The sequence below is a fragment of the Schaalia georgiae DSM 6843 genome, assembly GCF_000429245.1.
Lineage (GTDB): Bacteria > Actinomycetota > Actinomycetes > Actinomycetales > Actinomycetaceae > Pauljensenia > Pauljensenia georgiae.
Map to the genome: position 1 here is coordinate 98,904 of NZ_AUBM01000006.1, position 24,417 is coordinate 123,320.

At 70.2% G+C, this 24,417-nt stretch carries 18 protein-coding genes, 1 tRNA gene and 1 riboswitch; of the genes, 4 read left to right on the forward strand and 15 right to left on the reverse strand.

Annotated elements, in window-relative coordinates:
* Nucleotides 1-25: 25 nt before the first annotated feature.
* The 6 genes from G447_RS0100470 to G447_RS0100495 all read right to left on the reverse strand — a co-directional run bounded on the left by G447_RS0100470 (nucleotide 26) and on the right by G447_RS0100495 (nucleotide 7,799).
* Nucleotides 26-259: a hypothetical protein gene (locus tag G447_RS0100470; RefSeq protein ID WP_026429630.1), complete on the reverse strand. Its 234-nt coding sequence runs from the start codon at nucleotides 257-259 to the stop codon at nucleotides 26-28.
* The gene (locus G447_RS12340) at nucleotides 252-4,541 is read right to left on the reverse strand and encodes a hypothetical protein (RefSeq protein WP_026429631.1); all 4,290 of its coding nucleotides are present in this window, start codon (nucleotides 4,539-4,541) and stop codon (nucleotides 252-254) included. Before G447_RS12340 ends, G447_RS0100470 begins: the two co-directional genes overlap by 8 nt.
* A 115-nt stretch (nucleotides 4,542-4,656) precedes the next feature.
* Nucleotides 4,657-4,729, reverse strand: a tRNA-Arg gene (locus G447_RS0100480).
* Nucleotides 4,730-4,852: 123 nt separating this feature from the next.
* Nucleotides 4,853-5,782: a universal stress protein gene (locus G447_RS0100485; protein ID WP_026429632.1), complete on the reverse strand. Its 930-nt coding sequence runs from the start codon at nucleotides 5,780-5,782 to the stop codon at nucleotides 4,853-4,855.
* 177 nt (nucleotides 5,783-5,959) lie between these two features.
* Entirely contained in the window at nucleotides 5,960-6,712 is a 753-nt protein-coding gene (locus tag G447_RS0100490; RefSeq protein ID WP_026429633.1) for a C40 family peptidase, read from the reverse strand.
* Between the two features lie 2 nt (nucleotides 6,713-6,714).
* Nucleotides 6,715-6,843: riboswitch (cyclic di-AMP (ydaO/yuaA leader) on the reverse strand.
* 278 nt (nucleotides 6,844-7,121) lie between these two features.
* Nucleotides 7,122-7,799, reverse strand: a complete 678-nt coding sequence (locus tag G447_RS0100495) for a metal-dependent transcriptional regulator (RefSeq protein ID WP_005868678.1) — start codon at nucleotides 7,797-7,799, stop codon at nucleotides 7,122-7,124.
* 168 nt (nucleotides 7,800-7,967) lie between these two features.
* On the opposite strand from G447_RS0100495, the gene serC reads away from it, so the two are divergent.
* Nucleotides 7,968-9,077 (forward strand): phosphoserine transaminase, encoded by a 1,110-nt coding sequence (gene serC, locus G447_RS0100500; protein ID WP_026429634.1) that lies wholly within the window; start codon nucleotides 7,968-7,970, stop codon nucleotides 9,075-9,077.
* 88 nt (nucleotides 9,078-9,165) lie between these two features.
* On the opposite strand, the gene G447_RS0100505 is transcribed toward serC, so the two are convergent.
* The 4 genes from G447_RS0100505 to G447_RS0100520 all read right to left on the reverse strand — a co-directional run bounded on the left by G447_RS0100505 (nucleotide 9,166) and on the right by G447_RS0100520 (nucleotide 13,291).
* Nucleotides 9,166-10,413 (reverse strand): MFS transporter, encoded by a 1,248-nt coding sequence (locus G447_RS0100505; RefSeq protein WP_026429635.1) that lies wholly within the window; start codon nucleotides 10,411-10,413, stop codon nucleotides 9,166-9,168.
* A gap of 218 nt (nucleotides 10,414-10,631) precedes the next feature.
* On the reverse strand, nucleotides 10,632-12,083 hold the full coding sequence (locus G447_RS0100510) for an NCS2 family permease (protein WP_005868664.1): 1,452 nt from the start codon (nucleotides 12,081-12,083) through the stop codon (nucleotides 10,632-10,634).
* 70 nt (nucleotides 12,084-12,153) lie between these two features.
* A complete protein-coding gene (locus tag G447_RS0100515) occupies nucleotides 12,154-12,921 on the reverse strand; it encodes a DUF3027 domain-containing protein (RefSeq protein WP_026429636.1) in 768 nt (255 codons plus the stop codon).
* The gene (locus G447_RS0100520; protein ID WP_026429637.1) at nucleotides 12,914-13,291 is read right to left on the reverse strand and encodes a cold-shock protein; all 378 of its coding nucleotides are present in this window, start codon (nucleotides 13,289-13,291) and stop codon (nucleotides 12,914-12,916) included. Before G447_RS0100520 ends, G447_RS0100515 begins: the two co-directional genes overlap by 8 nt.
* A gap of 205 nt (nucleotides 13,292-13,496) precedes the next feature.
* On the opposite strand from G447_RS0100520, the gene G447_RS10750 reads away from it, so the two are divergent.
* Both G447_RS10750 and G447_RS0100530 read left to right on the forward strand, forming a co-directional pair.
* Complete coding sequence (locus G447_RS10750; protein ID WP_051226156.1) at nucleotides 13,497-15,566, forward strand: TPM domain-containing protein; 2,070 nt, start codon at nucleotides 13,497-13,499, stop codon at nucleotides 15,564-15,566.
* Nucleotides 15,567-15,762: 196 nt separating this feature from the next.
* Nucleotides 15,763-16,482, forward strand: coding sequence for a PspA/IM30 family protein (locus tag G447_RS0100530; protein WP_005868680.1), 720 nt, complete (start codon nucleotides 15,763-15,765; stop codon nucleotides 16,480-16,482).
* A 487-nt stretch (nucleotides 16,483-16,969) separates the two neighbouring features.
* Here the strand turns inward: G447_RS0100530 and G447_RS0100535 are convergent, their stop codons facing one another.
* The 3 genes from G447_RS0100535 to G447_RS0100545 form a co-directional block, all read right to left on the reverse strand.
* Entirely contained in the window at nucleotides 16,970-17,542 is a 573-nt protein-coding gene (locus G447_RS0100535; RefSeq protein ID WP_026429638.1) for a PIN domain-containing protein, read from the reverse strand.
* 133 nt (nucleotides 17,543-17,675) lie between these two features.
* Nucleotides 17,676-19,196 carry a glycerol kinase GlpK gene (gene glpK / locus G447_RS0100540; RefSeq protein ID WP_026429639.1) on the reverse strand — a complete coding sequence of 507 codons (1,521 nt, stop codon included), beginning with the start codon at nucleotides 19,194-19,196 and terminating at the stop codon, nucleotides 17,676-17,678.
* 38 nt (nucleotides 19,197-19,234) lie between these two features.
* The gene (locus tag G447_RS0100545; RefSeq protein WP_026429640.1) at nucleotides 19,235-20,020 is read right to left on the reverse strand and encodes an MIP/aquaporin family protein; all 786 of its coding nucleotides are present in this window, start codon (nucleotides 20,018-20,020) and stop codon (nucleotides 19,235-19,237) included.
* A 310-nt stretch (nucleotides 20,021-20,330) separates the two neighbouring features.
* Here G447_RS0100545 and G447_RS0100550 point away from each other — a divergent pair, with 310 nt between their 5' ends.
* A complete protein-coding gene (locus G447_RS0100550) occupies nucleotides 20,331-21,269 on the forward strand; it encodes a sugar-binding transcriptional regulator (RefSeq protein WP_026429641.1) in 939 nt (312 codons plus the stop codon).
* A 161-nt stretch (nucleotides 21,270-21,430) separates the two neighbouring features.
* Here the strand turns inward: G447_RS0100550 and G447_RS0100555 are convergent, their stop codons facing one another.
* Together G447_RS0100555 and G447_RS0100560 are read right to left on the reverse strand one after the other, a co-directional pair.
* On the reverse strand, nucleotides 21,431-23,050 hold the full coding sequence (locus tag G447_RS0100555; protein WP_026429642.1) for a lysine--tRNA ligase: 1,620 nt from the start codon (nucleotides 23,048-23,050) through the stop codon (nucleotides 21,431-21,433).
* Nucleotides 23,051-23,088: 38 nt separating this feature from the next.
* Nucleotides 23,089-24,396, reverse strand: a complete 1,308-nt coding sequence (locus G447_RS0100560) for a protoporphyrinogen/coproporphyrinogen oxidase (RefSeq protein WP_026429643.1) — start codon at nucleotides 24,394-24,396, stop codon at nucleotides 23,089-23,091.
* Between the last annotated feature and the right edge of the window lie 21 nt (nucleotides 24,397-24,417).

Below are 24,417 nucleotides of genomic sequence, written 5' to 3' on the forward strand. Positions count from 1 at the left end.
CCCAGAACATCCTCTGGGCACGGCCTCACACGCGAGGCTGGGCGTGGGGCGGGACGTTCTCCAGCAGGCGCCTGTCGTTCGCGCCATCGCCCCTGTCGGGGCTGTCGGCCATAGATCCTGGCCGCGTGTCCTCCGGGCGGACCAGGTCCTCCCACGAGGGCGGGATGCCCCGGTCGATGAGCCTGCGGTCCACGTCGGACACGTGGCGCGCCACCCTGCGGCGCCCCGGTGCGCGCCCGGAGGCGCTCCGCTCACTCATCGGCACCGTCGTCGTAGTCGTCGTCGAAGAACGCGCCCACGTCGACAGCAGCCGGATCCTGGCCCCCCGGGCCCCCGGGAGGCACGGAGCCTACACCCGCCCCCGGAGCTGAAACGGGCTTCGTGCGGCGCACGACGTTGCCCAGAACGGCGTCCGACTGGAAGCCCCGCCGCGTGATGCCCAGAGCCAGGCGCAGTTCCTCGGCCGTTTCGATGTCGGAGCGCTCCACGCCGTCCGAGCGCACCCACGCGGCCATCTCGTCGAGTTGGTCGTCGGAGTACGCGGCCAGGGGCAGGCCCTTGGCGATGGCGGGACGGGGGCCGCGGTTCTCCTCCGAGGCGCGCTCCTTCTTCTGGATGGCGAGGAGCATGCCCGTGGTCACCTCGTCGACGTTCCTACGGCGTTTGCTCGCCTCGTCCAGCTCCTCGTCGAGGACGGGAACGGACCGGGGGGAGCCGCCTTGGGCGACCGCGTCCTCCGCCTCGGGGGCGGCCGCGTCGCCCCAGGGGCCGTCGACGGGGCCCGCAGCGCCATCGTCAGCGGCCGGAGCGGACTGCGCTGCGCCGTCGGCCGGAACCGGCGCGGGCCTGGGGACCTCCAGTACCGGCTCCGCGTCGTGCGCGCCGGAGTCGGCGACCATCGCATCGACGAGCGCCCCGATGGAGTCCGCCTCGTGGTCGGGGTCGATGAACAAGGGCATCGACAGCGCCGTGACGACCCTCCACCCCTGGTCCTCGAGCATCGCGGGGCGCACCCGGTCGCGCACGCGCACGCTCGGCTCGTCGCAGTACGCCTCGTCGTCGGTCATGACGGCGACCAGCAGGCGGCCCGGCACATCCGGGTGCCCCACGGCCAACGGGATGCGCATACCACCGGGGATGCCGATATTGGCGATCGCCTCGTAGCCCCGCTCGTAGAGCTTGTCCGCCAGGTCGATGAGGAGCCGGTCGGGCTCCCCCTCCAGTACGGGCCACGCGTCCGCGCCCTCGCCGGAGTGCCCCTCGGCGATCTCCAGGAGGTCCACGAGCATGTGCACGCCCTCGCGGTGGATCCGGGAGCGGTCGATGTCGGCACTGCGCAGGGACGACACCAGGGTGAGCTCCCCGCGCACGCTGCGCAGGACATCGGCCATGACCCGTGCCCCGTCGTCCGTCGAGAGCACCCCGAAGTCGTGGATGACGCGCCCGTGCGGCGTCTTGGCGAAGCCGACGGAGATGATGACCCGGTCACGGACGATCCCCTGCGCATGCCCAGGGCCTACGACGACGAAGGGCTGCACGGAGGTGGAGTCGAAGAACCTCGACAGCCCCGGCTCATTGGCGCGCAGCTTGTCCACGGCGGCCCGGATTCGCGCGGCGTGGCGCTCCGAGAGGGCGATGACGGCGAGGGAACGCTCGGGAGCCTCCACCCCGTGGGCGAGGACCAGGTCGACGACCGTTTCGACCTCCGCAGAAGTCGTCTCGATCGCGTTGCCCCCGAGGGCGGGCATGCCCGTCCCCTCACACCACACAGCGCCGACGGGGGCGTTCGAGGCGGTCCACGGCACCGGGACGCCGCTGTGGCCCAGCGCGTACCGGGCGAGCAGCAGGGCGACTTGGTCGTTGAGCCGGCTCGGCCTCTGCTCGAGGCGGACGGAGGGCAGGACCCGCGCGAGGCTCGCGATCGCTCCGCCCTCGGCGCCCCCCGCCACGTCAGCGACGACGACTACCTGGCGCGCCCTGGCGATCACCGGGATGAGCTCGCCCAGGGGCACCGAATCGGCGCCGTCGATGACCGCCAGGTCCACGTGGTGGCCGGGCCGCACGCATTCGGGCACCAGTGCGGGTGACGTGAGGACCACGGGGATGAGGCGGCGCACCAGCGGGTAGGAGCAGATCAGATCCGCGTCGGAGGGTGCCGGGACGTCCCCGGTGACGGCGTCGCGGAGCTCCTCGTGCTGGGTCGCGCGGGTCGCGAGCGCCGACGTGCGCAGGCGGCGCAGCGACGAGACGGCCTGGGGGGCCAGGCTGGCCACCTGGCGCCTGTCGAGATCGCGCCCCTCGGCGAGTCGCGCGGACACCCGGGAGGGCTCGAGGCCCCCCAGGCTCGGGTCCGCCGCGAGCATGAGTGAGAGCAGGGAGGCCCACCACGCCAGGTCCAGCTCCGCGTCGATCATGGGAGCGCCGACGCCCCGCGCGGCGAAGTCCTCGGCCAGCGCCCGCAGGCCGAGCCCGTCGATCTTCGCCCACAGGGCCACCCGCCCGGGCAGTTCCCGTGCGCCAGCCTTGTCTGCCGCCCACTCCTGGACCAGTTCGGTGAGCTTGGCGACGTGAGTGCCCACGAGATTGGGCTGCTCGGCGGCGAAAACGGGGGCGATGGCCTCCAGGTCGGCGCGGACCCGGGCCGTGAGCTCCTCGCACTCGCTGAGCTGGGCGGGGACCACCGGCCAGCCGTCGTCGCCGCAGATCTTGCGCCACGCGTCGCGCCGCTCTTGGACGCGGATGAGAGCGCGGTGCAGGTCGGGCACGTGGATCCCGGGGCGCACGTAGTCGCGCGCCTGCTTGACCAAGCGGTTGCGCTCACGGCGCTTCATGGTGATGCCGTGGTCCGAGCGCCACTGCTTCGAGGCTGTGGCGATCACCATGTCCGCCGCAGATCTCTCGAAAATCTGGGGCTGGAAGATGTCGACGGCCTCGGCGACCCCTTCGAACATGGCGAGTTGGAGCTCCCACTGCTCGAGCGTGTGGGCGTCGCGCGCGCCCGTCTCCCCCGCGACGGCGCTCATGTGGACCCGCAAGCGGGGCAACGACTCGGCGAGGCGCACGACGCGCTCGAGGACGTCGGCCACCTCCTCCTCGGAGGAGACGACGGCGCCCTTCCACACCGAGTCGGGGTCGTCGCGCAGGTACCCCCGCTCGGAGGCGGTGTGCAGCACGGCACGGGCGCGCTCCCCCTGGTCGAGGGCGATCTCGTACAGGGTGTCCTCGTCAAGGCGCACCCGTGTTGAGGGCGCGTCCTCCTCCTCGGTGAGGTCGGTGAGGACCCGCAGGGCGTGGGCGGCACTGACGCCGAAGTTCTTGTACGGGCGGCGCAGCGCGTCCGTGTAGGCCAGCAGGCTGGCGCGGGCCTCGCGCAGACGGGTCCGCATGTCGTCGACCTCGCGCTGGTCCATCACCGGCGACGTGTCCGCCATAGCGGCGCGCACCTTGTCCGCCAGGCCGTGGGACTCGCGGCTGCGCCCGTCGAAGTCGGCGAAGATCTCCTCCACGCCCAGTTCCATGAGGCGCGCGCGGGCCCGGACGGTGTGCGAGGGGGACGCGCCGACGTGGAGCACCGAGCGCCCCGACGCGGCGGCGTCCGCCAAGACCGCGGCGATGACGCTCGTCGCGTCCGAGTCAATGGGGGCGTCCACCACCAGCGAGTCGCCGGCGGCCACCGCCTCGACGGCGTCCTGCTGGGCGGGCGTGAGGTCGCCGATCCCGCGCTCCTTCCACGGGTCGCGGTCCCGGGGGTTGGGCGGGGCCAGGGAGACCGCGAGGGAGCCCACGGCGTCCTCGTCCCCGGCGAGGGCCCGCACGAGGGGCGAGTCCGCGAGGCGGTCGAGGTCCTCGAGGTCCCGCAGCAGCGGCGTCGCGGGGTGCTCGAAGATGCCGAGGATGAGTTCGTCGCGCACCTCGACGCCGTCGAGGACTCCGACCCGTTCGCGCAGCAGCGCGAGCGCCACCGACGCGGAGAAGCCATGGGAGGAGCGCGCTCCGTCGAGGAGGGCCTCCGCGTCGCAGTGCTCGCCCTTCTCGCGCAGAGCCGCCTCCAAGTCCGGGTCCATCAGGGCGCCCGGCTCGAGGGTGATCATGACGTCGCCGCCGACGTCGTCGAGGCGCACGGGCTTGAGCAGGGCCGCGGAGCGGACCACGTGGCCGTCGCGGCGCCACTGCACCTGCCCGATGGACAGGTGGACGCGACCCACCCCGTGGCGGGTGGAGAGCTGGAGCGAGCGGGCCATCATCGCGCGGGCGCGCTCCATCGCGCGGGCGAGGCTGGCCTTCTCCCGGATGAGTGAGGACAGGCGCGTGGGCGCCTCCGTGTAGAGGCGGGCGAGGCCCCCCGGGTGCGCTTGGGTGATGGTCAGCTGCGGGACGTTTTGGCCCTCGGCGTCGGTGACCTCTACGACTTGCGCTCGCCAGCGCTCGACCGCCGCGGCGAGTGCGCTGGCGGCGGGGGAGGCTTGGACGGGCGTTTCCCGCGGGGGCGCCTGACGGTCCGCCCCACGGGAATTCCGGCGCGAGAAGAAACTAGTAGCCACCCTTTCACCCTACGCGTCCCGCGCATCGGGCGCGCGCAGGCACCGCCGCAGTGCCCCACTTTGGGAGGCGACACGCCGGAGCGGGAGCCGGCACCGCCGGCTCCCGCTCCATGTGTGCCCCCGAGACGATTCGAACGTCCGACACCCGCTTTAGGAGAGCGGTGCTCTATCCCCTGAGCTACGAGGGCGCGCAGGCAGCGCCTGCCCGCCCACTGTAGCAAAGACCCGGGGGCGTGCGCGCATCGGCCCGTCCGGCGGGCGCGGTGCCCGCGCGCGGCGAGCAGGGTAGTCGTGCGACGGCCAGAGCCGCCTCAGCGGCGCTCCCATGAGGGGCGGATCTGCTCGGCCTTGCCCAAGTGGGTGGAGGGCACCACCATCACCGGGCAGGTGGAGTGCCCCAGGACGGTCTGGGCGGTGGAGCCCATGAGCACGCCCGCCAGTCCGCCACGGCCGCGGGTCCCCACCACCACTAGGTCCACGGCCGTGGAGAACTCGATGAGCAACGAGGCGGGCGAGCCGTCCAGGGCGTGCCGGGCGACGTTGATGCCCCGGTCCCCCACCGCCTCGGCGATCGCCTTGTCCATTCCCTCGCGCACTTGGGCGAGCAGCGCCGAGTGGTCGATGCCGGTCGGCGTCCACGCCATGACCGCGGGGCCGACGGCGATGGGCACGGCCGAGATCGCGGTGAGGCGCGCGCCCCAGGTCTGCGCCTCCTCGACTGAGCGGCGCAGGGCACTGGAGGGGGCCTCCGTGCCGTCGATGCCGACGACGATCCGTTCCACCGGCGTGAACTTCTTGCCCGAGGTGTGCCTGGGGACGACGACGACCGGGCATTTGGCGTACGCGGGCAGGGCGGAGGACACCGTGCCGAGCAGCCGGTCCGCGAAACCGCCCGAGCCCCTGGACCCGACGACGACCAGGTCCGCCTCCTTGGAGAAGTCGATGAGGACTCCCGCTGGATCCCCGGGTTGGGTGGATCCGGCCGCGTTCTTCGCGCCGTGCTTCGTCGCGTGGGCGACAGCCTCGTCGACCACCTGCTGCGCGCCCTTCTGCAGCGCCTCGTCGTCGAGTACCGCGTATCCGCCGTCGAGGGCGGCCGCGGAGTAGGACGCGAGGGCGTAGGTGCACACGCAGTGGATGCGCGCCCCTGTGCGCACCGAGCGGTGGGACGCCCAGGTCACGGCCGCGATGCTCTCCGTCGAGCCGTCGACCCCGACCACGATGACTTCGGTGGAACCCATGATGTCCTCCTCGTGATTCCAGTCACTGATAATTGTGCCTCATCGCAGTGATTTCCGAAAGGGGACACAAGGCGGCGCCTTCCCATCCCCGACCGGACCGGGGCAGCCCCGTCCGGGGGAGGGGATACGACGGGGCCCGCCGGCTATGCCGACGGGCCCGCGGATCAGTGGTCCGGATCAGTAGCGCACGTAGGTTGCGCCCGGGCGCACGTCGGAGATCTTCGACAGGGCGCCGGGGACCGTTGCCTCGACCATCTTGCCGTTGCCGATGTAGATGGCGACGTGCCCGGGGTAGGACACGATGTCACCGGGCTGGGGGTCGGAGACGATCCTGCCGCCGGCGGTCTGCGCCGAGGAGGAGTGCGGCAGGTTGATGCCCGCGGCCGCGTAGGCGTACTTCACCAGCCCGGAGCAGTCGAGTCCCGCCAGGGTCTCCCCGCCGTAAACGTAGGGGATACCGGTGAGGGACAGCGCCACGGCGGCGATGTCCGAGCCCGCGGCGTTGAGAGCGGCCTGGCGGGAGCGCGAGGCCGACTCGGAGGCGTCGTCACGGGCCTCGGAGCGCGAGGCGGCGGCGGTGGCGTTCGTAGTCTCCTCCTCCGCAGCGGGAGGAGGGGTCTGGACGGGGGCCTCGGCGGTCGCCGAGTCCTGATCGGCCGACCATGCGATATCGGGGACCTCGACGGTGGTGACATCGTCAATGGCGACGGTGGTGGCGTTCTGATCGGCGCTCTGCGTGTCGGACTGCCCCTGGACCGGGGCGGCGTTCGCGATGCCAGCGGCAACCGCGGTGAGGGCAACACCCGTCACGGACGCGAAGGCAACCGCGCGGCTGGGATCGAATTGACGGGCTGCGTCAGCCAGATTGGTGACGGGGGCCAATGGGCGCCGCTCCATGCGGTGGCGCGCAACGTGCTTAGCAGTCTTCACTCATGTTCTCCCTGTTATTCCTGCGAGGTCAGCTGTCGGATTCGGGCGGGACGCCCGGCTCGGTTCCCCGAGCTTCACCCCAAGGTTCGTGTGAACCGAATGTGGTTCCCCCGCGTTGGACCGAGGTGTACCGCGCCTCCCGCGGTCCAACTTCGGTTTCCGGAAGACGGGCTGGTCGTATCGACCAAGTGACACTCTACCCTGTCCACCTGGAAAATGTCACATGGCGATAACGGAAGATAGGACACACCGCCCCACCCGCCTGCCCACGGTGAGCCCAACCCGCGCCCATGGGCACCCAAAAGCCCAGGATTCCGCCATTTTCCAGCAGGCAGCGCCGCCGCCCGCGACCACGGGGGCTGCGGGCGGCGGCGCCCGGCGGACGGCCTGGAGGGGGGCGGGCAGGGCCTCAGTCGCCCCTGACGAACAGATGGGGGGACAAAGCCACAGGTATGGTCAGATATCCGACAACCGCGCCCGCCTCGTCGAGCGCACTGATCCGAACCAGATCGCCATGGACGGAAAGGGCGACGCGGGCGCCCGGAGCGAGGCCCAACTCAGCAAACGATGTGAGCAATTCCTCATCGGCTTGAATGGGCTCGCCGATGCGGACGATCCGCACGGCGCGCTCCTCGGGGTTGCGCACTGCGAGCTCCACAGACTCGCCCGCCACCTCGAGGCCCGATCCGGGGACCGGATTGCCGTAGGGATCCACCACCGGCTCGTGCAGCAGTTCCGCCAGGCGGTCCTCGACGCGGTCGCTCATCACGTGCTCCCAGCGGCACGCCTCCGCGTGAACCGCGTCCCATTCCAGGCCGATGACGTCGAGCAGCAGGCGCTCGGCCAAGCGGTGCTTGCGCAGCACCTCCACCGCGCGCGCCCGGCCCTCCTGGGTCAACTCGAGGCGCCTGTCCCCCATCACGTGCAGCAGGCCGTCGCGCTCCATGCGCGCCACCGTCTGGGACACCGTGGGACCGGAATGGCCGAGGCGGTCGACGATGCGCGCCCGCAGCGGAGTGACGGAATCCTCCTCCATCTCGAGGATCGTCTTGAGGTACATCTCAGTCGTATCGATCAAGTCGGCCACCATGGGCTCCTTCAAGAATCGCGGGGATTTGCTACAGAATAGGGCGTCCCCGCCCGGGGCGGGCACAACGGCGCCATAACGCTGAAGACACGGCGCCCCGACCGTCCCCCGCCGCCCACAATTCGCCAAACACGTGTCATAAAAATCAGTGCGCGTTAGACTCGGCACATGCAGGCCCTCCCCCCGATCCCCCCCGAACTCCTCCCCTCGGACGGGCGTTTCGGCGCGGGCCCCTCACGGGTGCGCACGGAGCAGTTGGACGCCCTCAGCGCACCCCTCGTCATGGGGACCTCGCACCGCCAGGCGCCCGTGCGAGAGGTCGTCGCCTCCCTGCGCACAGGGCTCGCCGACCTCTTCGGCCTGCCCGACGGCTACGAGGTCGTCCTGGGCAACGGCGGCGCCACCGCATTCTGGTCGGCGGCCTGCGCGAGCCTCATCATCGACCGCGCCGCTTTCGCGGTATTCGGGGAGTTCGGGAAGAAGTTCGCCGCCGAGGCCGCTGGAGCCCCCCACCTGGCCGCCGCCGTCGACGAAGCGCCCGCCGGCCGCTTGGCCACCGTCGCCCCGCACGAGGGCGTGGACGCCTACGCGTACCCGCACAACGAGACCTCCACGGGCGTCCTCTCCCCGCTCTACCGGCCCGCCGCCGACGCTCTCACGCTGGTGGACGCCACCTCCATCGCCGGAGCCGCCCCCGTCGACCTCGCGGACGTCGACGCCTACTACTTCTCGCTGCAGAAGGCCTTCGGCGCCGACGGCGGCCTGTGGGTGGCCGTCCTATCCCCCGCCGCCGTCGCGAGGACCTCCATCTGCACGGGGATGCCCGGCCGGTGGGTGCCCTCCTTCCTCGACCTCGGCGCCGCCATCGCGAACTCGCGGAAGGACCAGACCCTCAACACTCCGGCGGTGGCGACGCTCGTCATGGCGGCCGACCAGGTGCGGTGGATGAATGAGTCGGGCGGCCTGGAGGGCATGAGCGCCCACGTGCGGGCATCATCGGACCTCGTCTACCGGTGGGCGGAGGACAGCCTGGTGGCCCGCCCATTCGTCGAGGACGCGCGCCTGCGCTCCCCCGTAGTGGCCACCATCGAGTTCGACCCCGCCGTGGACGCCGCCGCCCTGGCCGCCCACCTGCGCTCCCACGGCGTCGTCGATGTCAACCCCTACAGGGGGGTCGGCGAGAACCAGCTGCGGATCGCCACGTGGCCGTCGATCCCCACCCGCGATGTCGAGGCCCTGCTGGCCTGCATCGACTACTGCCTGGAGCGGGCTCTCTGAGAGCGGCGCCGCGCCCGCCCGGCGCGCCCCACGCGCCACAGTGCCGCGCACTTCGTCAGCGCACCGTCCCGGGCCCGCCCGGCGCGCCCTACCGGGAGCGCTCGATCCTGGGCCTCCACCCCTCGAAGCGCAGGCGGACCCCCCAGTGGGCCACCGCCCACAGCCCGCACACGACGGCGATCCCCAGCGACGCCATGCCGCCCACCAGGATCGACCACCGGGCCCCCAGGACCTGGCCGACCCATCCGATCAGCGGCGAGCCCACGGGCGTGGCCCCCAGGAACACCAGCGAGTACAGGGACATGACGCGCCCGCGTTTCTCCTCGTCCGTGTGGATCTGGATGTACGCATTGGCACTGGTGCTCGTCGTCAGCATGAAAAGACCAGTCGGGACCGAGAGCGCGGCGAACCACCAGTAAGTGGGGGCGAGGCCCAGGCCGATCTCCACAAGGCCGTACAGGGCGGCTCCACACAAGATCGTTCGTATGCGCGGTGCGCGGGCGGCCGCAGCCACCGCTCCCAGGATCGATCCGACGGCCATGAACGAGGAGAGGACGCCGAACTGCCCAGCGCTCTTGCCGAAGACGTCGGTCGCCATCAGGGCACTGGTCATTTGGAAGTTCATCCCCAGGGCGGAGACCACGAAAACGAGCAGCAGGATAACGCGGATGTCCGTGCGCCCGCGCACGTAGGCGAGGGCCTCGCGCACCTGGCCCGGGGCGCGGGGGACGAACGGGCGCTGGACCAGCTCCCCTGCGCGCATGAGCGCCATTGTGAGGATCGGGATGAGGAAGAGGACGGCGGTGGCCAGACTGACCGGCCCCACCCCGTACCATTCGATGAGGAGACCCGCGATCGCCGGACCGATGAGGCGCGCGGCGTGGAACGCGGTCGCGTTCAGGGCGATGGCGTTGGCCATATGGGTGCGCGGAACCAGTTCGCCAACGAAAGCCTGACGCGCGGGGGTGTCGATGGCGATGATGATGCCCGACGCCACCGCCAAGGCGTACATGTGCCACATATTGCACACGCCTGTCTGGATCAGCACGCCCATGCACAGCGAGACGAGGCACACCCCCAACAGGGAGATCTGAAGGATCTTACGGCCTTTGACGCGGTCGGCCAATGCGCCCGCGAATCCGGACAAACCCAGAATCGGCAGGAACTGGAGGGCCGTGACGATGCCGACCTGTGAGGAGTCGTGGTCGGTGAGGACGGTGAGGACGTACCAGTCCTGCGCGACCCGTTGGAGCCACACCGCCGTGGAGGACACCAACGACCCGCCGAACCACAGCCGGTAGTTGAAGAACCGCATAGACGCGAAGGGGGATGCCACGGACGCTCCTTCTGCCGGCACACGCACTCATTCCCCGCTGCGGGACCACGGCCCGCCGTGTCATCCAGACCCCCGGGCCCGGGCGGGTCCCGTCTACGATACGACCATCAACGGACGACCGCCCCACGGGCAGGCGGCCAACGGGCCGGCGTCCCACGATGCGACCCCATGGGCGCGTGACGGACGGGGCCGTGGGGCGGGCTCCGTGGCGGAGGCCGTCAGCCGACTCCGAGGAGCCGCTGGATGGGGCCGATCAGGAAGTAGACGACGAAGAGGGCGGAGACGACCCACAGGAGCGGGTGGACGCGCTTGGCCCTCCCCGTCGCCAACTGGATGAGGGCGTGGGTGACGAAGCCGACTCCGATGCCCACGGACACCGAGTAGCCGAAGGGCATGAGGGCGATCGTCATGAACGAGGGGATCGCGATCTCGGGGGACTTCCAGTCGATGTCGGTGACCTGGGTCATCATCAGGAAGCCGACGAAGACGAGCGCGGTGGATGCGGCCTCGGTGGGGACCAGCTCGACCAGCGGCGCCAGGAAGGTCGACAGCAGGAAGAGGACGCCCGTCACCACGGAGGCGAGGCCCGTGCGGGCACCCTCGGCCACGCCGGACGCGGACTCGACGTAGGACGTGTTCGAGGAGACCCCGCCCAGGCCGCCCGCGACGGCGGCGAGCGAGTCGATGACGAGGATCTGGCGCGTGCGGGGAGGGTTGCCGTCCGGGTCGAGCAGACCGCCCTCGGCGCCGACCGCGACCATCGTCCCCATGGTGTCGAAGAAATCGGCGAGCATGAGGGAGAAGATCAGGAGGACCACGGACACGGCCCCGAGTTTGCCGAAGCCGCCGAGCATGTCCACCTTGCCGAGGGTGTTGAAGACGGGCACGGCCACCGGGGAGCCCTTGAGCTCGGGAACGGTCTGCCCCCATCCGGTCGGGTTGGACTCCGAGATGCGGTCCAGGTGGGCGAGGGCCTGGACGAGGACCGCCAGGACCGTGGCGGACACGATGGAGATGAGGACGGCGCCTTTCACCCCGCGCACGTACAGGACGATCATGAGGAACAGGCCGAACACGAACACCATCGCCGGCCAGCCGTCCAGGGAGCCGGAGACGCCGAATTGGACCGGGGTCGCCCCGGTGCGCACGATGCCCGCGTTGACCAGTCCGATGAGGGAGACGAAGAGGCCCAGGCCAACCGTGATCGCGGTCTTCAGGGCGGCGGGGACAGCCCGGAAGACCGCCTCGCGGAAGCCCGTGAGGACGAGCAGGAGGATGAGCAGGCCCTCCCACGCGATGACGCCCATGGCCTCGCCGTAGCTCAGGCCGGAGCCGAGGACCAGGGTGAAGGCGACGACCGCGTTGAGGCCCAGGCCCGCAGCCAGGGCGAGGGGGTAGTTCGCGACGGCGCCCATGAGGATGGTGACGGCGCCCGCGACCAGCGCCGTGCCCGCGGCGATCCCCTGGGTCGTGATCGAGCCGTCGTCGGGGACCGCGTTGCCCAGGATCGCCGGGTTGACCACGAGGATGTACGCCATGGCGAAGAAGGTGACGAAACCGCCACGGATCTCGCGGCCGATGCTCGAGCCCCTGGCGGTGATCTGGAAGAAACTGTCTAGTGCCTGTGCGACCGCGCTCCGGGATGGGGTGGTCCTGTTCTGTGTGCTCACAGGCTAATCGTGCCCGTAATTGAAGTCACACCGCAAACATGACGCGCGTGATCTTCAATACCAGGTAACGTTATGCCTCCGGGGTTTGCTCCACGTCGATCGCCGAGTCGTTGACGCGCGGTGGGCGCACCGGCCACGCGGTGGCCCCCTTGGGCAGGTCCGTCTCCGAATGGGATCCGCAGGTGTGGTCGAGGCTGACGACGCTTCCGTCGTCCGTTGCCCACTCGTTCGCGCACACGCCGAACGCCGTGCGCATCTCGCCGCTCATCTTGATGAGGAAACCGCAGTTGGAGCACGTGTTCTTGGGGCGCCTGCCCGATTTCGGGCCGCGCTCGGAGGCGTACCAGCGGTTCGCCGCGTCCCAGCGCCCCTGTGGGGAGAGCACGCGGGGCCGCCCGAGGCCGAGATCGCGGACGATCGGCAGATCCGCGTCGTCGCTGGTGTCCTCCAGGCCCGGCTCGAGGCGCGCGTCCTCGTCCCGGTAGGCCAGGACGTCGTCGCGCGACACATCCGAGGGGCGCAGGCGCTCCTCCCACGGCACCCACCGGGGCGCCAGGAGCGCCCCCTCGCGCGGAGCCATGTCGACTTCGCAGACGGTGGCGGTGCGCCCACGGGGCACGCGGGCGAGCGTCACCGCCCAGCACCAGCCGGCGTAACCGGGGTCCGTCGAGACGAAGTAGTGGGTTCCGAGTCGGTCCGCCTCCATCGTGAAACCGACGTGGTCGCCGACGGGGCGGGGGCTGGCGACGGCCTCGGCCGCCTCCCTGGCCAACGCGACGGAGTCCGCCAGGATCGCGTCGGTCTTCGGGGTCCGCGTGCGCGGAGTGGTTCTAGGCATCGAAATCCTCTGCGACGGCGCGGAGCACCTTCGCGATCTTGTCAGCGTTGTCTGGGTACTTGCCCCGGCGCAGCGATGCGGACGAGGCGTCGAGGAGTTTGATCAGGTCCTCCACGACCGGGACCATCGCCCGGGGCTTGCGCCGCTTGGCATGGGCGACTGAGGGGGCCTCGGCCACGACCCGCGCCGACAGCGCCTGGGGGCCCTTGCGCCCGTCGGCCACCGAGTACTCGACGCGCGCGCCCGCGCGGGGGTGCGCGCCGCCCTCGGGGAGCGCCGAGGAGTGGAGGAAGACCTGGGAGCCGTCGTCGCCGGTGATGAAACCGAAGCCTCGTTCGGGGTCGAAGAACTTGACCCTACCGATGGGCATGACGTCCCCCTCCTCTCATCCGTGGGGCGCGCGGCGCGCGGCCCCTCCCATCATAGGGCGGGCGGCACGGGGGCGCTCCACAGCACCCGGCTCCTGTAGCGAAACCCACCGGATCCCAGACTATTCGCCCGTTCGCAAGACTGTTGTGCGCTCCGCCGCATATCGTGTACCGTGACATGTTCGCCCGCGACTCCTTGGAGGAAACGTGAAGCACCGGTTCCGCGCCGCCGCCGTCGGCGTGTGCGTTCTACTCATGGCACTGAGCGGCGCGACCGCCTTCGCCGCCTCCCCCGTCACCATCTCCGACACGGTCACCGACCCGGACGGGTGGCTGAGCGCCGACCAGAGCGCGCGCATCTCCTCCGCGGCGTCCAGCGCCCGCGCCAAGGGCCTCGACATCTACTTCGTGGCGGTCCCGGACTTCTCGGGGAAGAACATGGGCGACTGGTGCAAGCAGTCGATCAAGCAGTCCGGCCTGTCCACCGCGTCGATCGCCTACGTCATCGCGTACAAGGAGCGCAAGCACGTGTCGTGCGGGAACGCCGGAGAACCGGTGGTCTCCGACAGCCAGCTCACGACGGCGCGCTCCGCCGCTGAAACGGCGCTGCGGGCAGCCGATCCGCTCACCGCCGAGGCCACCACCGACGCAGCGCTCGCCTTCTACTCCTCAGTGGAGGCGAGCGCGTCCGGGGCGGGTTCTTCCGCTTCTCCATCACCCGCCCGCACTTCTGCGGCCTCCTCCGGCAAAGACACGGCGACGACGATCACGCTCCGCTACGTGGCCTTCTTCGTGGGTGTGACCATGGTCTACCTCATCGCCCGGAGAACGCTTGGCCGCGGGAAGAAGAGCGTCGCCAACGCCACCACCAGGGACGCCGAGCGCGCGCGCCGACTGGTCGACGAGGCGAACCGCCAATTGCTGTCCGCCGACGAGCAGGTGCGCAGCGCCGACGACGAGCTCTCCTTCGCCCAGGCGCAGTTCGGCGCGCTCAAAACCCAAGAGTACGGGGCCGCCCTGCAAGCCGCCCGCAACGCCGTCGCCCAGTGCTTCGTGCTCCAGCAGCAAATGAACGCCGCCGCCTCCGACGCGCACAGGGCCAGCCTGGCCACCCGGATCATGGACGCCCTCGGCGCCGCTATGAACGACCTGATTGAGAAACAACGCGCCTTCGCCTCCATGCGGGACGAGCGCGCGGACCTGCCCCGCCAGATCCGCGAGGCCCGCGAGCAACTGGCGGAGTTCGAGGGGCGCCTCACCGACGCGAAAGCGGAGCTCGCCTCAGTCAGCGCCCTCTACCCGAAGCAGATGGTCGCATCCCTGCTCGACAACCCCGATCAGGCGCGCGCCCTCCTCGACTCCGCCCGGGACGCCCTCGACAACGCGGAGCCGGCGGCCGCCTCCTCCCCCGACGCCGCCGCCAACGCCCTGGACACCGCACGGCGCGCGATGGCAATGGCGAGCCACCAGATGGACGCCATCTTCGCCGCGAAGAACGACCTCAGCGCCATCGAGGACACGCTGACCAGGGCCATCGCCTCGATCACCTCCGACCTGTCGGACGTCACCCGCCTCGGCGCGGACCAGGTCGCCTTCGCCCCACTGGTCGCGGACGCGCACACAGCGGTCGACAAGGCCCAGAGCGCCCGGAGCGGCATCGGCGACCCCCTGATCGCACTCGAGGAGCTGCGCACGGCAGAGGCGACCCTCGACGCCGCCCTCGAACCTTTGCGCAGTGAGGAGGACGCCGAGAAGCGCCGCAGGACATCAGCGTCCGAACGCATCGCCGAGGCCGAGACCCTGCTCGAGCAGGCTGACCGTTACGTGCAGGGACGGCGCGGAGCCATCGACCTCGACACACGCTCCCAGCTGTCCCAAGCGCACTCGGCCCTGGCGCAGGCCCGGGCGGCGACGGAGTCCGCCGAGGCCGCCTCGCACGCCGCCACCGCCGCAGCGCTGGCCCGCCAGGTCCTCGCCGCGCCCGCCACCCCCTCCGCCCCCGCCTTCAACACTGGGACGGCCCCCACTTTCAATACCGGGACGCCCCGCAGCCGCGGCAACGGAAGTTTCACCGGCTCTACGCTGGGCGACTTCCTCATGTGGATGACGGCCTACGGCGTCAGCCAACACGGCTGGGGCGGGGGCCACGGAACACGGGACCGCTACGACTCCGATTCCTCATGGGACAGGGACTCGTACAGCGATTCTTCCGGGAGCAGCGATTCGAGCAGCAGCTCCTCGGACTCCGATATGGGATGGGGCGGGAGCTCCTTCTAACCGCATCCCGGCCCGCCCGAGCAGAAGCGGACGCCCATCCGAGCACCCCGGCCTCCAGGCCACCGCGCCCCTCCTGCGGGCACGGGCCACTGACCACTGACAGATCCGACCCCGTCGCCCGCGGCCGCGGGCGCACGGACCACCTCGGCCCAACCGGCCGCACACGCCCTACAGGCACACAACCAAGGAGAGAACCATGGCAGAGAAGCAGTCCATCCTGGGACGCATCACGCAACTGGCGAAGGCCAACATCAACGCCCTCATCGACCGCGCCGAGGATCCGCAGAAGATGCTCGACCAACTGATCCGCGACTACACGAACTCCATCGCGGACGCCGAGTCCGCAGTGGCCCAGACCATCGGGAACCTGCGCCTGGCCGAGAAGGACCACGCGGAGGACGTCGCCGCCGCCGAGGACTGGGGCCGCAAGGCCCAGGCCGCCTCCACGAAGGCCGACCAGCTCCGCGCCGCGGGCGACACCGCCGGGGCCGACAAGTGGGACAACCTGGCGAAGGTCGCGATCGGCAAGCAGATCCAGTTCGAGGGCGAGGCCAAGGAGTCCGCCCCCATGATCGCCTCCCAGACGGAGGTCGTTGAGAAGCTCAAGGCCGGTCTGAACCAGATGAAGGAGAAGCTCAGCGACCTCAAAGTCCGTCGCGACCAACTGGTGGCGCGCCAGAAGTCCGCGCAGGCCCAGGCGCAGGTGACCGACGCGATCTCGTCGATCAACGTCCTGGATCCCACTTCGGAGCTCTCCCGCTTCGAGGACAAGGTCCGCCGTCAGGAGGCAATGGCCCAGGGCAAGACCGAGCTGGCCGCTTCCTCCCTGGACGCCCAGTTCGCCGAATTGGAGACCGACGCCTCCCAACTCGAGGTCGAGGCCCGACTGGCCGCGCTGAAGAACAAGGACGCCTGAGCGCTCCGGCGCGCGGGCCAGAGCCGCCCCGGACCGGCCTTCGGCCGCGTCACACGGGCTGAGGGGACACCGGCTTCCCCCCCTGCGGATCCGCTCCGGCGCCTTCAAGGCGCTGTCGCCCAAGCGGGGACACCGGCTCCCCCCTGCGGATCCGCTACTCCTCCCTGGGACCGCGCACAGGGGAGGGAATGAAACAACACGGCACCGCACACAAGGGCTTGATTCCGCCCTTGTGTGCGGTGCGTGTTTTGTGAATCAGGGCCCTTGTGCGCGCACCCCGGGGAAAACGGCCCGGAGCACTGCTCTGGCCTGCGCGTGGACGCGCGTCGTCGACACGGACGCGCGTTGTCGACATCGTGAGGGGGTTATAACGCGCGCTGGTGTCGATAACGCGCGTCGGCATCGGCGCCGGCGACCGTCGTCGGCACCGAGTGCGCAGCCACCGGCAAAGCAGCGCCCGTCGATGACCCCCGCCCGGCGGTGCCCGTCAGAGGAAGGTCAAGGGGTCGAAGTCGTCGATATCAATGATGTGGAGCCTGGGCAGCCGCACCTGGAAGGCGTGGACATCGTACTCGAGGTCGATGATCTCGAGGCCGCGGTCGACCAGCTCGTGCAACTGGGAGGAGAGGAACTCCCGGAAGCACATCACGCCAACGCGGCGCCCCGCGTCGAGGAGGGCTTCGATCTGCGGGGCGAAGTCGGCGTCGTGGCTGGCCAGGATCACGGATCCGCGCTCGAGCTTGACGATCGCGTCCATGGTGCGCTGCAGGCCCACGTCCACGACCTTCATGTCCTCGGGGCCCGACAGCGGGATGACCGCGTAGTCCATCGCAGTGAGCGCCTGGACGAACCCCATCGGCAGGTACCCCGACGAGCCGTTGAGGAAGAACAGGCCCTTCGCGCGTTGCCCCCATTGGTTGTGCGCCCCCTCCAGGACGCGGTCCCAGCGGGGCCTCTCCTCGGGGTTCGGGCGCCTGTCCAGCACTGACAGACCGAGGGTGGCGTCGATGTTCTCGCCGTCGACTACCAGATAGGTCGTTTCTTCCATAGACGTCTCCATAGGATCACTCTACCCGATAGCGCGCAAGCCTATGCGCAGGTCGCACGGGACTCCGGCGCGCACGAAGGGCCGGAGCGCCCTGGCGCCCTTGCGGGCACCGGGGCGCTCCGGCCACTGCATAGCGGTGGGACAGTCACTTCACGTCGTCATCGACCCAGTCGAAGGTACGGGTGACGGCCTTCTTCCACAGGCGGAAGGTGCGGTCGCGCTCCTCGACGGGCATCGACGGGGTCCAGCGCTTCCCCTCCTGCCAGTTGGCCACCAGGTCGTCCGTGCCCGACCAGTAGCCGACAGCCATGCCGGCGGCGTAGGCGGCACCGAGGGCCGTGGTCTCGATGACCTTGGGGCGCACCACGTCGACGCCGCACAGGTCGGCCTGGAACTGCATGACCAGGTCGTCGTGCGTCATACCGCCGTCGACCTTGAGTTCCTTAAGGGGCACGCCGGAGTCCGCGTTCATCGCGTCGAGGACCTCGGCGCTCTGGAAGGCGGTCGATTCCTCGACGGCGCGGGCGATGTGGCCCTTGTTGACGTAGCGGGTCAGGCCCACGATCGCGCCGCGCGCGTCGGAGCGCCAGTAGGGGGCGAAGAGGCCGGAGAACGCGGGGACGAAGTAGACGCCGCCGTTGTCCTCGACGGTGCGCGCCAGCTCGCCGATATCGGAGGACTTGACGATCATTCCCAAGTTGTCGCGCAGCCACTGCACGAGCGAGCCCGCCACGGCGATCGAGCCCTCGAGGGCGTAGACGGCCGGCTGGTCGCCGATCTTGTAGGCGACCGTCGTGAGCAGGCCGTTGTCGGAGAAGACGGGCTCGGTGCCAGTGTTCATGAGCATGAAGCAGCCGGTGCCGTAGGTGTTCTTCGCCATGCCCTTCTCGAAGCACGCCTGGCCGAAGGTCGCGGCCTGCTGGTCGCCCAGGATGCCGGAAATGGGCGTGTCGATGAGGAGGCCGTTCTTGCGCCCGTAGCCGTAGATCTCGGAGGAGGACTTGATCGCGGGGAGCATCGACATGGGGATGCCGAAGATCCCGCACACGTCCTCGCGCCAGGTCAGTGTGCGGATGTCCATGAGCATGGTGCGCGAGGCGTTCGTGACGTCCGTGCAGTGGACGCCGCCGTTGACGCCGCCCGTCATGTTCCACAGGACCCACGAGTCCGTATTGCCGAACAGCAGGTCGCCGGCCTCGGCGCGCTCGCGCGCCCCTTCGACATTGTCCAGGATCCACTTGATCTTGGAGCCGGAGAAGTACGGGGACAGCCCCAGGCCGCAGATCTGGCGGAAGCGGTCCGGCCCCTCGTCGCCCCCGAGTTCCTTCACCATCTCCGCAGTGCGCACGTCCTGCCAGACGATCGCGTTGTAGACGGGTTCGCCGGTGTTCTTGTCCCACACGACGGTGGTCTCGCGCTGGTTGGTGATGCCGACGGCGGCCAGCTGGTGGCGGTTGATCTCGGCCTTTTGCAGGGCCTCGGCGACGACGGTGCGCGTGGTGTCCCAGATCTCGAGGGGGTCGTGCTCGACCCACCCCGGGTTGGGGAAGATCTGCGTGAACTCCTTCTGGCCGACGGCGATGATCTCACCGGAGTGGTTGAAGATGATGGCGCGGGTGGAGGTCGTGCCCTGGTCGATGGCCAGAACGAATTTCTCTTCGGTCATGGTCGGGTTTCCCTTCTTTCACTTCGTTGTGGACGGACTCAGGCCAGGCCCGAGGCGAAGACGATCACGGTCGCGATGATCGCGCCGATGATCGGACCGACGACGGGCACCCAGGAGTACGCCCAGTCGGATCCGCCCTTGCCCTTGATCGGCAGAATCGCGTGGGCGACGCGGGGCCCCAGGTCACGGGCGGGGTTGATCGCGTAGCCGGTGGGCCCGCCCAGGGAGTTGCCGATGACGACGATGATGAGGGCGACCCCGAGAGGGCCGATGGCGGTGGTCGTGTAGCCGGAGACGTAGATCCAGATGATGAGGACGGCGGTGCCGATCGCCTCGGTCACGCAGTTCCACCCGTAGGAGCGGATCTCGGGCCCGGTGGAGAACACCCCGAGTTTGAAGGCGGGTTCGCACTGCTCGTCGAAGTGGCGCTTGAAGGAGAGCCACACGAGCACAGCGCCCACGAAGGCGCCGACGAACTGCGCGACGATGTAGATGGCGACGTTCACGGCGGTCACGGCGACGCCGGGCGCGAGTTCGACTGCGGGGTCGAACATGTTGCCGACGACTTTCGCGATCGTGACCGCGGGGTTGAGGTGGCCCCCGGAGAGGTACGCGACGTAGACGCCCGCGAAGACCGCCAGGCCCCACCCCATGTTGATCATGAGCCAGCCGCCGCCCTTGCCCTTGGACTTCGGCAGCAGGTTGGTCGCGACGACACCCCCGCCCAAGAGCAGGAGGACCGCTGTGCCCATGAACTCCGACATGAACAATTGCCCGGTGGAGGGCGCCGCCGTGCCTGCCATCGGGAGAAGTGTTGCGAACATTGTTCCTATCTTTCTTCGACGCTTCCTCGCATCGAATCCACGGTGGTTGCCCACCTCCAACGGTTCACCGGCTGGCCTTGCCCTGGCCAACGCCGACCCGGGGGCCGCCGCCGACATCGTAGTCAGCGCACATCCATCCGGGCGTGCTGGATATTCGTGCACCCAATGATTGTGACTCTCCTCATCCAAATGTGCAAATCAGCTGTTCACATGCCCCGGCTTCGGGCGGCTCCGGCACACGAGGGGAAACCAACATGGCACACTGGACACTGTGACCATCCGAGATGAGCAAGCACACGAAGCCGCGTCCATGTACTACCTCCAGGGGCACACCATGGACACGATCGCGCGGACCCTCGACATATCCCGGTCCTCGGTCTCCCGCCTGCTGACCTATGCCCGCGAAACGGGCCTCGTCCGTATCTCACTGGCCGCCTCGCCCTCCCTGAAAGGGACTCTGGCGGGCCAGATCTCCGAGCTCTTCGACGTCCAGGTCTCGGTCGTGCCCACTTACGAGGCCGCCTCGGAGGTTGACCGCCTCCACAACGTCGCCCTGGCCGCCGCGGATCTGCTCATGGGTATGCTGCGCCCCGGCGCCGTCCTGGGAATCGCGTGGGGGAACACGACCGCCGAGATCACCCGCTGCATGCCCAGCATCTACGTCCCCGGCTCGACGGTGGTCCAGCTCAACGGCGCGGCGACGGCCACGGAGTCCGGCCTGCCCTACGCCGACGCCATCATCGCCCGCGCCGCCCGCGCCATCGGGGCGACGATGGTGAACTTCCCCGTCCCCGCGTTCTTCGACTACGTGGAGACGAAGCGCCAGCTGTGGCGCGAGCACTCCATACAGACCGTCCTCAAAACCATCGACAGGTGCACCGTTGCGCTCTTCGGAGTCGGCTCCATGTCCTCGCGCCTGCCCTCCCACGTCTACGCCGGGGGGTTCTTGGACCCTGACGAGATCGCTGCCGTCCAGAAGGACGGGGTAGTCGGCGACGTGTGCACCGTGCTCATCCGGGAGGACGGCTCGACGGACATGGCGCTCAACAAACGCGCCTCAGGCCCCAAGCCCGAGGTCCTGCGCACGATCCCCCGCCGCCTGTGCGTCGTCTCCGGCGCCTCGAAGGCGCTGCCCCTGCTGGGCGCCCTGCGCACGGGAGTCGCCACGGACCTCGTTCTCGACGACCGGGCGGCCCGGGAGCTCCTCGAGCTGGTGCACACCCGGACAACCGCCCCGAGCGCGGTCTGAGGGCCGACGAGGCGGGGGCCGGCCCACCGCCGCAGAGCGGGGAATCCTGTTGGCCCTGCGCGCGGACAGCGGCGCGGTTGTCCCGCCGCAGGGGCCCTGCCGGCTCCACCCGCCCCGGTCGGCGCGACCGCGACCAGAACGGGCGGGGCGGCGTTCGGGATTCAGCCCAGGCGCTTGACCAGCGGGAAGGGGATGGTCTCGCGGATGCCCTGGCCAGTCAGCACCATGAGCAGGCGGTCGATCCCCATGCCCATGCCGCCGCACGGGGGGAACCCCTGCTCCATGGCGACCAGGAAGTCCTCGTCCAAGACCATCGCCTCGGGATCGCCATTCGCGGCGGCCAGGGCCTGCGCCTCGAAGCGCTCCCGCTGCACGACGGGGTCCGCCAGCTCCGAGTAGGCGGTGGCCGTCTCGAAGCCGCGGACGTACAGGTCCCACTTCTCAGTCAGGCCGGGGCGGGAGCGGTGGTAGCGGGTCAGGGGCGAGGTGTCCTCGGGGAAGTCGAAGACGAAAGTGGGGGCCCACAGCTTCGATCCGACGAGTTCTTCGAAGATGTCCTCGACGATCTTGCCGCTCACCGCGTAGTCGTCGACCTCCAGGCCGATGCGCTCGGCGTGCGCGACCAGGGTGGCGCGCGGGGTCTCGACCGTGATCTCCTCGCCCAGGGCCTCGGAGGTCGAACCGTACAGGTCGATGCGGTCCCACTGGCCCGACAGGTCGTACTCGGTTCCGTCCGCCAGGCGCACGACCTCGTTGCCCTCCGACAGGCCGAAAGCGTCGCGGGCCGCCTGCTGGATGAGGTCGCGCGTCAAGTCGGCCATGCCGTTGTAGTCCGAGTACGCCTCGTAGGCCTCCAGGGCTGTGAACTCGGGGCTGTGCGAGGAGTCCATGCCCTCGTTGCGGAAGTTGCGGTTGATCTCGAACACTCGATCCACACCGCCCACGACCGCGCGCTTGAGGTAGATCTCCGTGGCGATGCGCAGGTACAGCTCCATGTCGAGCGCGTTCATGTGCGTGGTGAACGGCCTGGCGGCGGCGCCCCCGTGGATGACCTGCAGCATCGGGGTCTCCAGCTCGATGTAGCCGCGGGCGTGGAAGTTCTCGCGGATGGAGCGGTTGACGGCGGCGCGCACGCGGATCATGTCGCGGGCGGCTGGGCGGGTGATGAGGTCGAGTTCGCGCCGGCGGATGCGCTGGTCCTCCGACAGGGTGATCTCCTTGCCGTCCTGCGTGGTCCAGGTCTTGGGCAGGGGGCGCAGCGCCTTCGAGGCGATGGCCCACGGGGCGTCGGGCTCGGGCAGGGCGGTGGGCGCGGCATCATGGGCGGCCAGAGCCTGCTCGGTGGCCTTGGCCGGGGTCGCGAAGACCGACAGCTCGCCGCGGCGCGAGGAGATGACGCGCCCGTGGACGAAGAGGTGGTCCCCCAGGTCCACGTCGTTCTTGTAGGCGGCCAGCGAGTCGGCGCCGACGGAGGCGGCGGAGAGCATCACCTGGATCTTCTCGCCCGCGCCGTCCATGAGGGTCGCGAAGCAGAGCTTGCCGCCATTGCGCATCAAGACCACGCGCCCGGCGATGCCCACGAGATCCTCGGTCTCCTCGCCCGCCTCCAAGTGGGCGTACCGCTGGCGGACCTCCGCTATCGTGGAGGTGATCGGCAGAACAACGGGGTAGGCGGGGGTGCCCTCCTCCATGAGGCGGGCTCGCTTCTGAGAGCGGACCTTGACCTGTTCGGGGGTGTCGTCCGCGGGGGCATTCACGTTCTGGGCGTTTGCTTCACTCACGCGCCCATCGTACCGGGTGGCGGCGCCCCCGGCCGCCCTCAGCCGCGTTCCTCCGCCAATCGCACACGGTTCGCGGCCCACAGCCCCGTCAGGGCGGCGGAGTCCGACCAGGGGAACGCCAGGTAGTCGCCCGCCAGGACCACCGGCCCGTTCTGCTCCCGGCGGTAGCGGCGCACCAGGGAGGCCCGCCCGACCGGGCAGGTCGGCATGGCCGCGGGGATCCTCACGACACAGCTGGAGGCCTGGTCCACGGCGCCCTCCAGGGAGGGGACGAGCGCGCACAGGGACTCCACGGCGCGTCCGACGAGCTCCTCGTCGGGTGTGCCCCGTTTGATGCACTCCCCGGCCGCTTTCCCGTCGAGCATCACGGTGACGGCGTCGCGTCCGGGCGCCGCGTGCCCCGCGCGGCTCGACGCGCACAGCGCAGCGAGGTCACCGCCCCGGCCGGGCGAGGCCAGCAGCCCGTAGGCGCCCCCCAGCTCATGGTCCGCGAGCCTGCGCGTGAGGGCGACCACCACGAGGAGACCCGGGCTGTACGGAGTGGCGATGAGCTCCGCTTCCACGGGGGACGGGTCGTCGAGGAGCGCCGCGGCCCGGGGGCCGGGCACGGCCAGGACGACCCGGTCAGCCTCGACGGACGCGCCGTCGGCCAGGACCAGGGCGGCGCCGCGCTCGCCGCGCTCGAGGCGGGCCACTGGCGAGTCGTAGTGGATGGTGAGCCCCGAGGCGAGCGCGCGGGGGATCGCCTCGAGGCCCGGGTCCGCGGTGAGCGTCGTGAAGGGACGGGCGCCGTAGGCGACCATGGCGAGCGCCGCCGACGCGGAGGTGGTGGCGAGGTCCTGGAAGTAGTATCCCCTGAACGCCGAGCCGATCACGGCGTCCGTGAAGGCCCGGCCGAAGCGCTCGGCGCACCACGCTACGGCGGGAACGTCGATGTCGGCCCACTGGGCGGGGTCCGCTGGGTCGGCCCGCGCCAGGCGACGGACCTGGCCCGCCATCGCCCACCCGGCTCGGGCGGCGTCGCGCCAACCGACCACGCCCGCGCGCACCATCGCGGGACCGTTGGGCTTGTAGGCCATGACGGCTGAGTCGGTGATAATGCCCGCGCGGGAGCGGATGGGGCGCAGTGGCACTCCGAGGCGTTTGGCCAGGCGGGGGAGCACCCGGTAGGTGGAGGAGAGGAAGTTCGCGCCGACCTCGACCCGGCAGTCGGCGACGGACGCCGTCTCGAAGCGTCCCCCCGCGCGGCTGGTCGCCTCGTAGACCTCCACGTCCTCCCCGCGCCGGGCGAGCGCATCCGCGCACACCAGCCCCGCGATCCCCGCGCCGACGATAACTGTTCGCATAGGGGGATTCTAGGCGCCCGG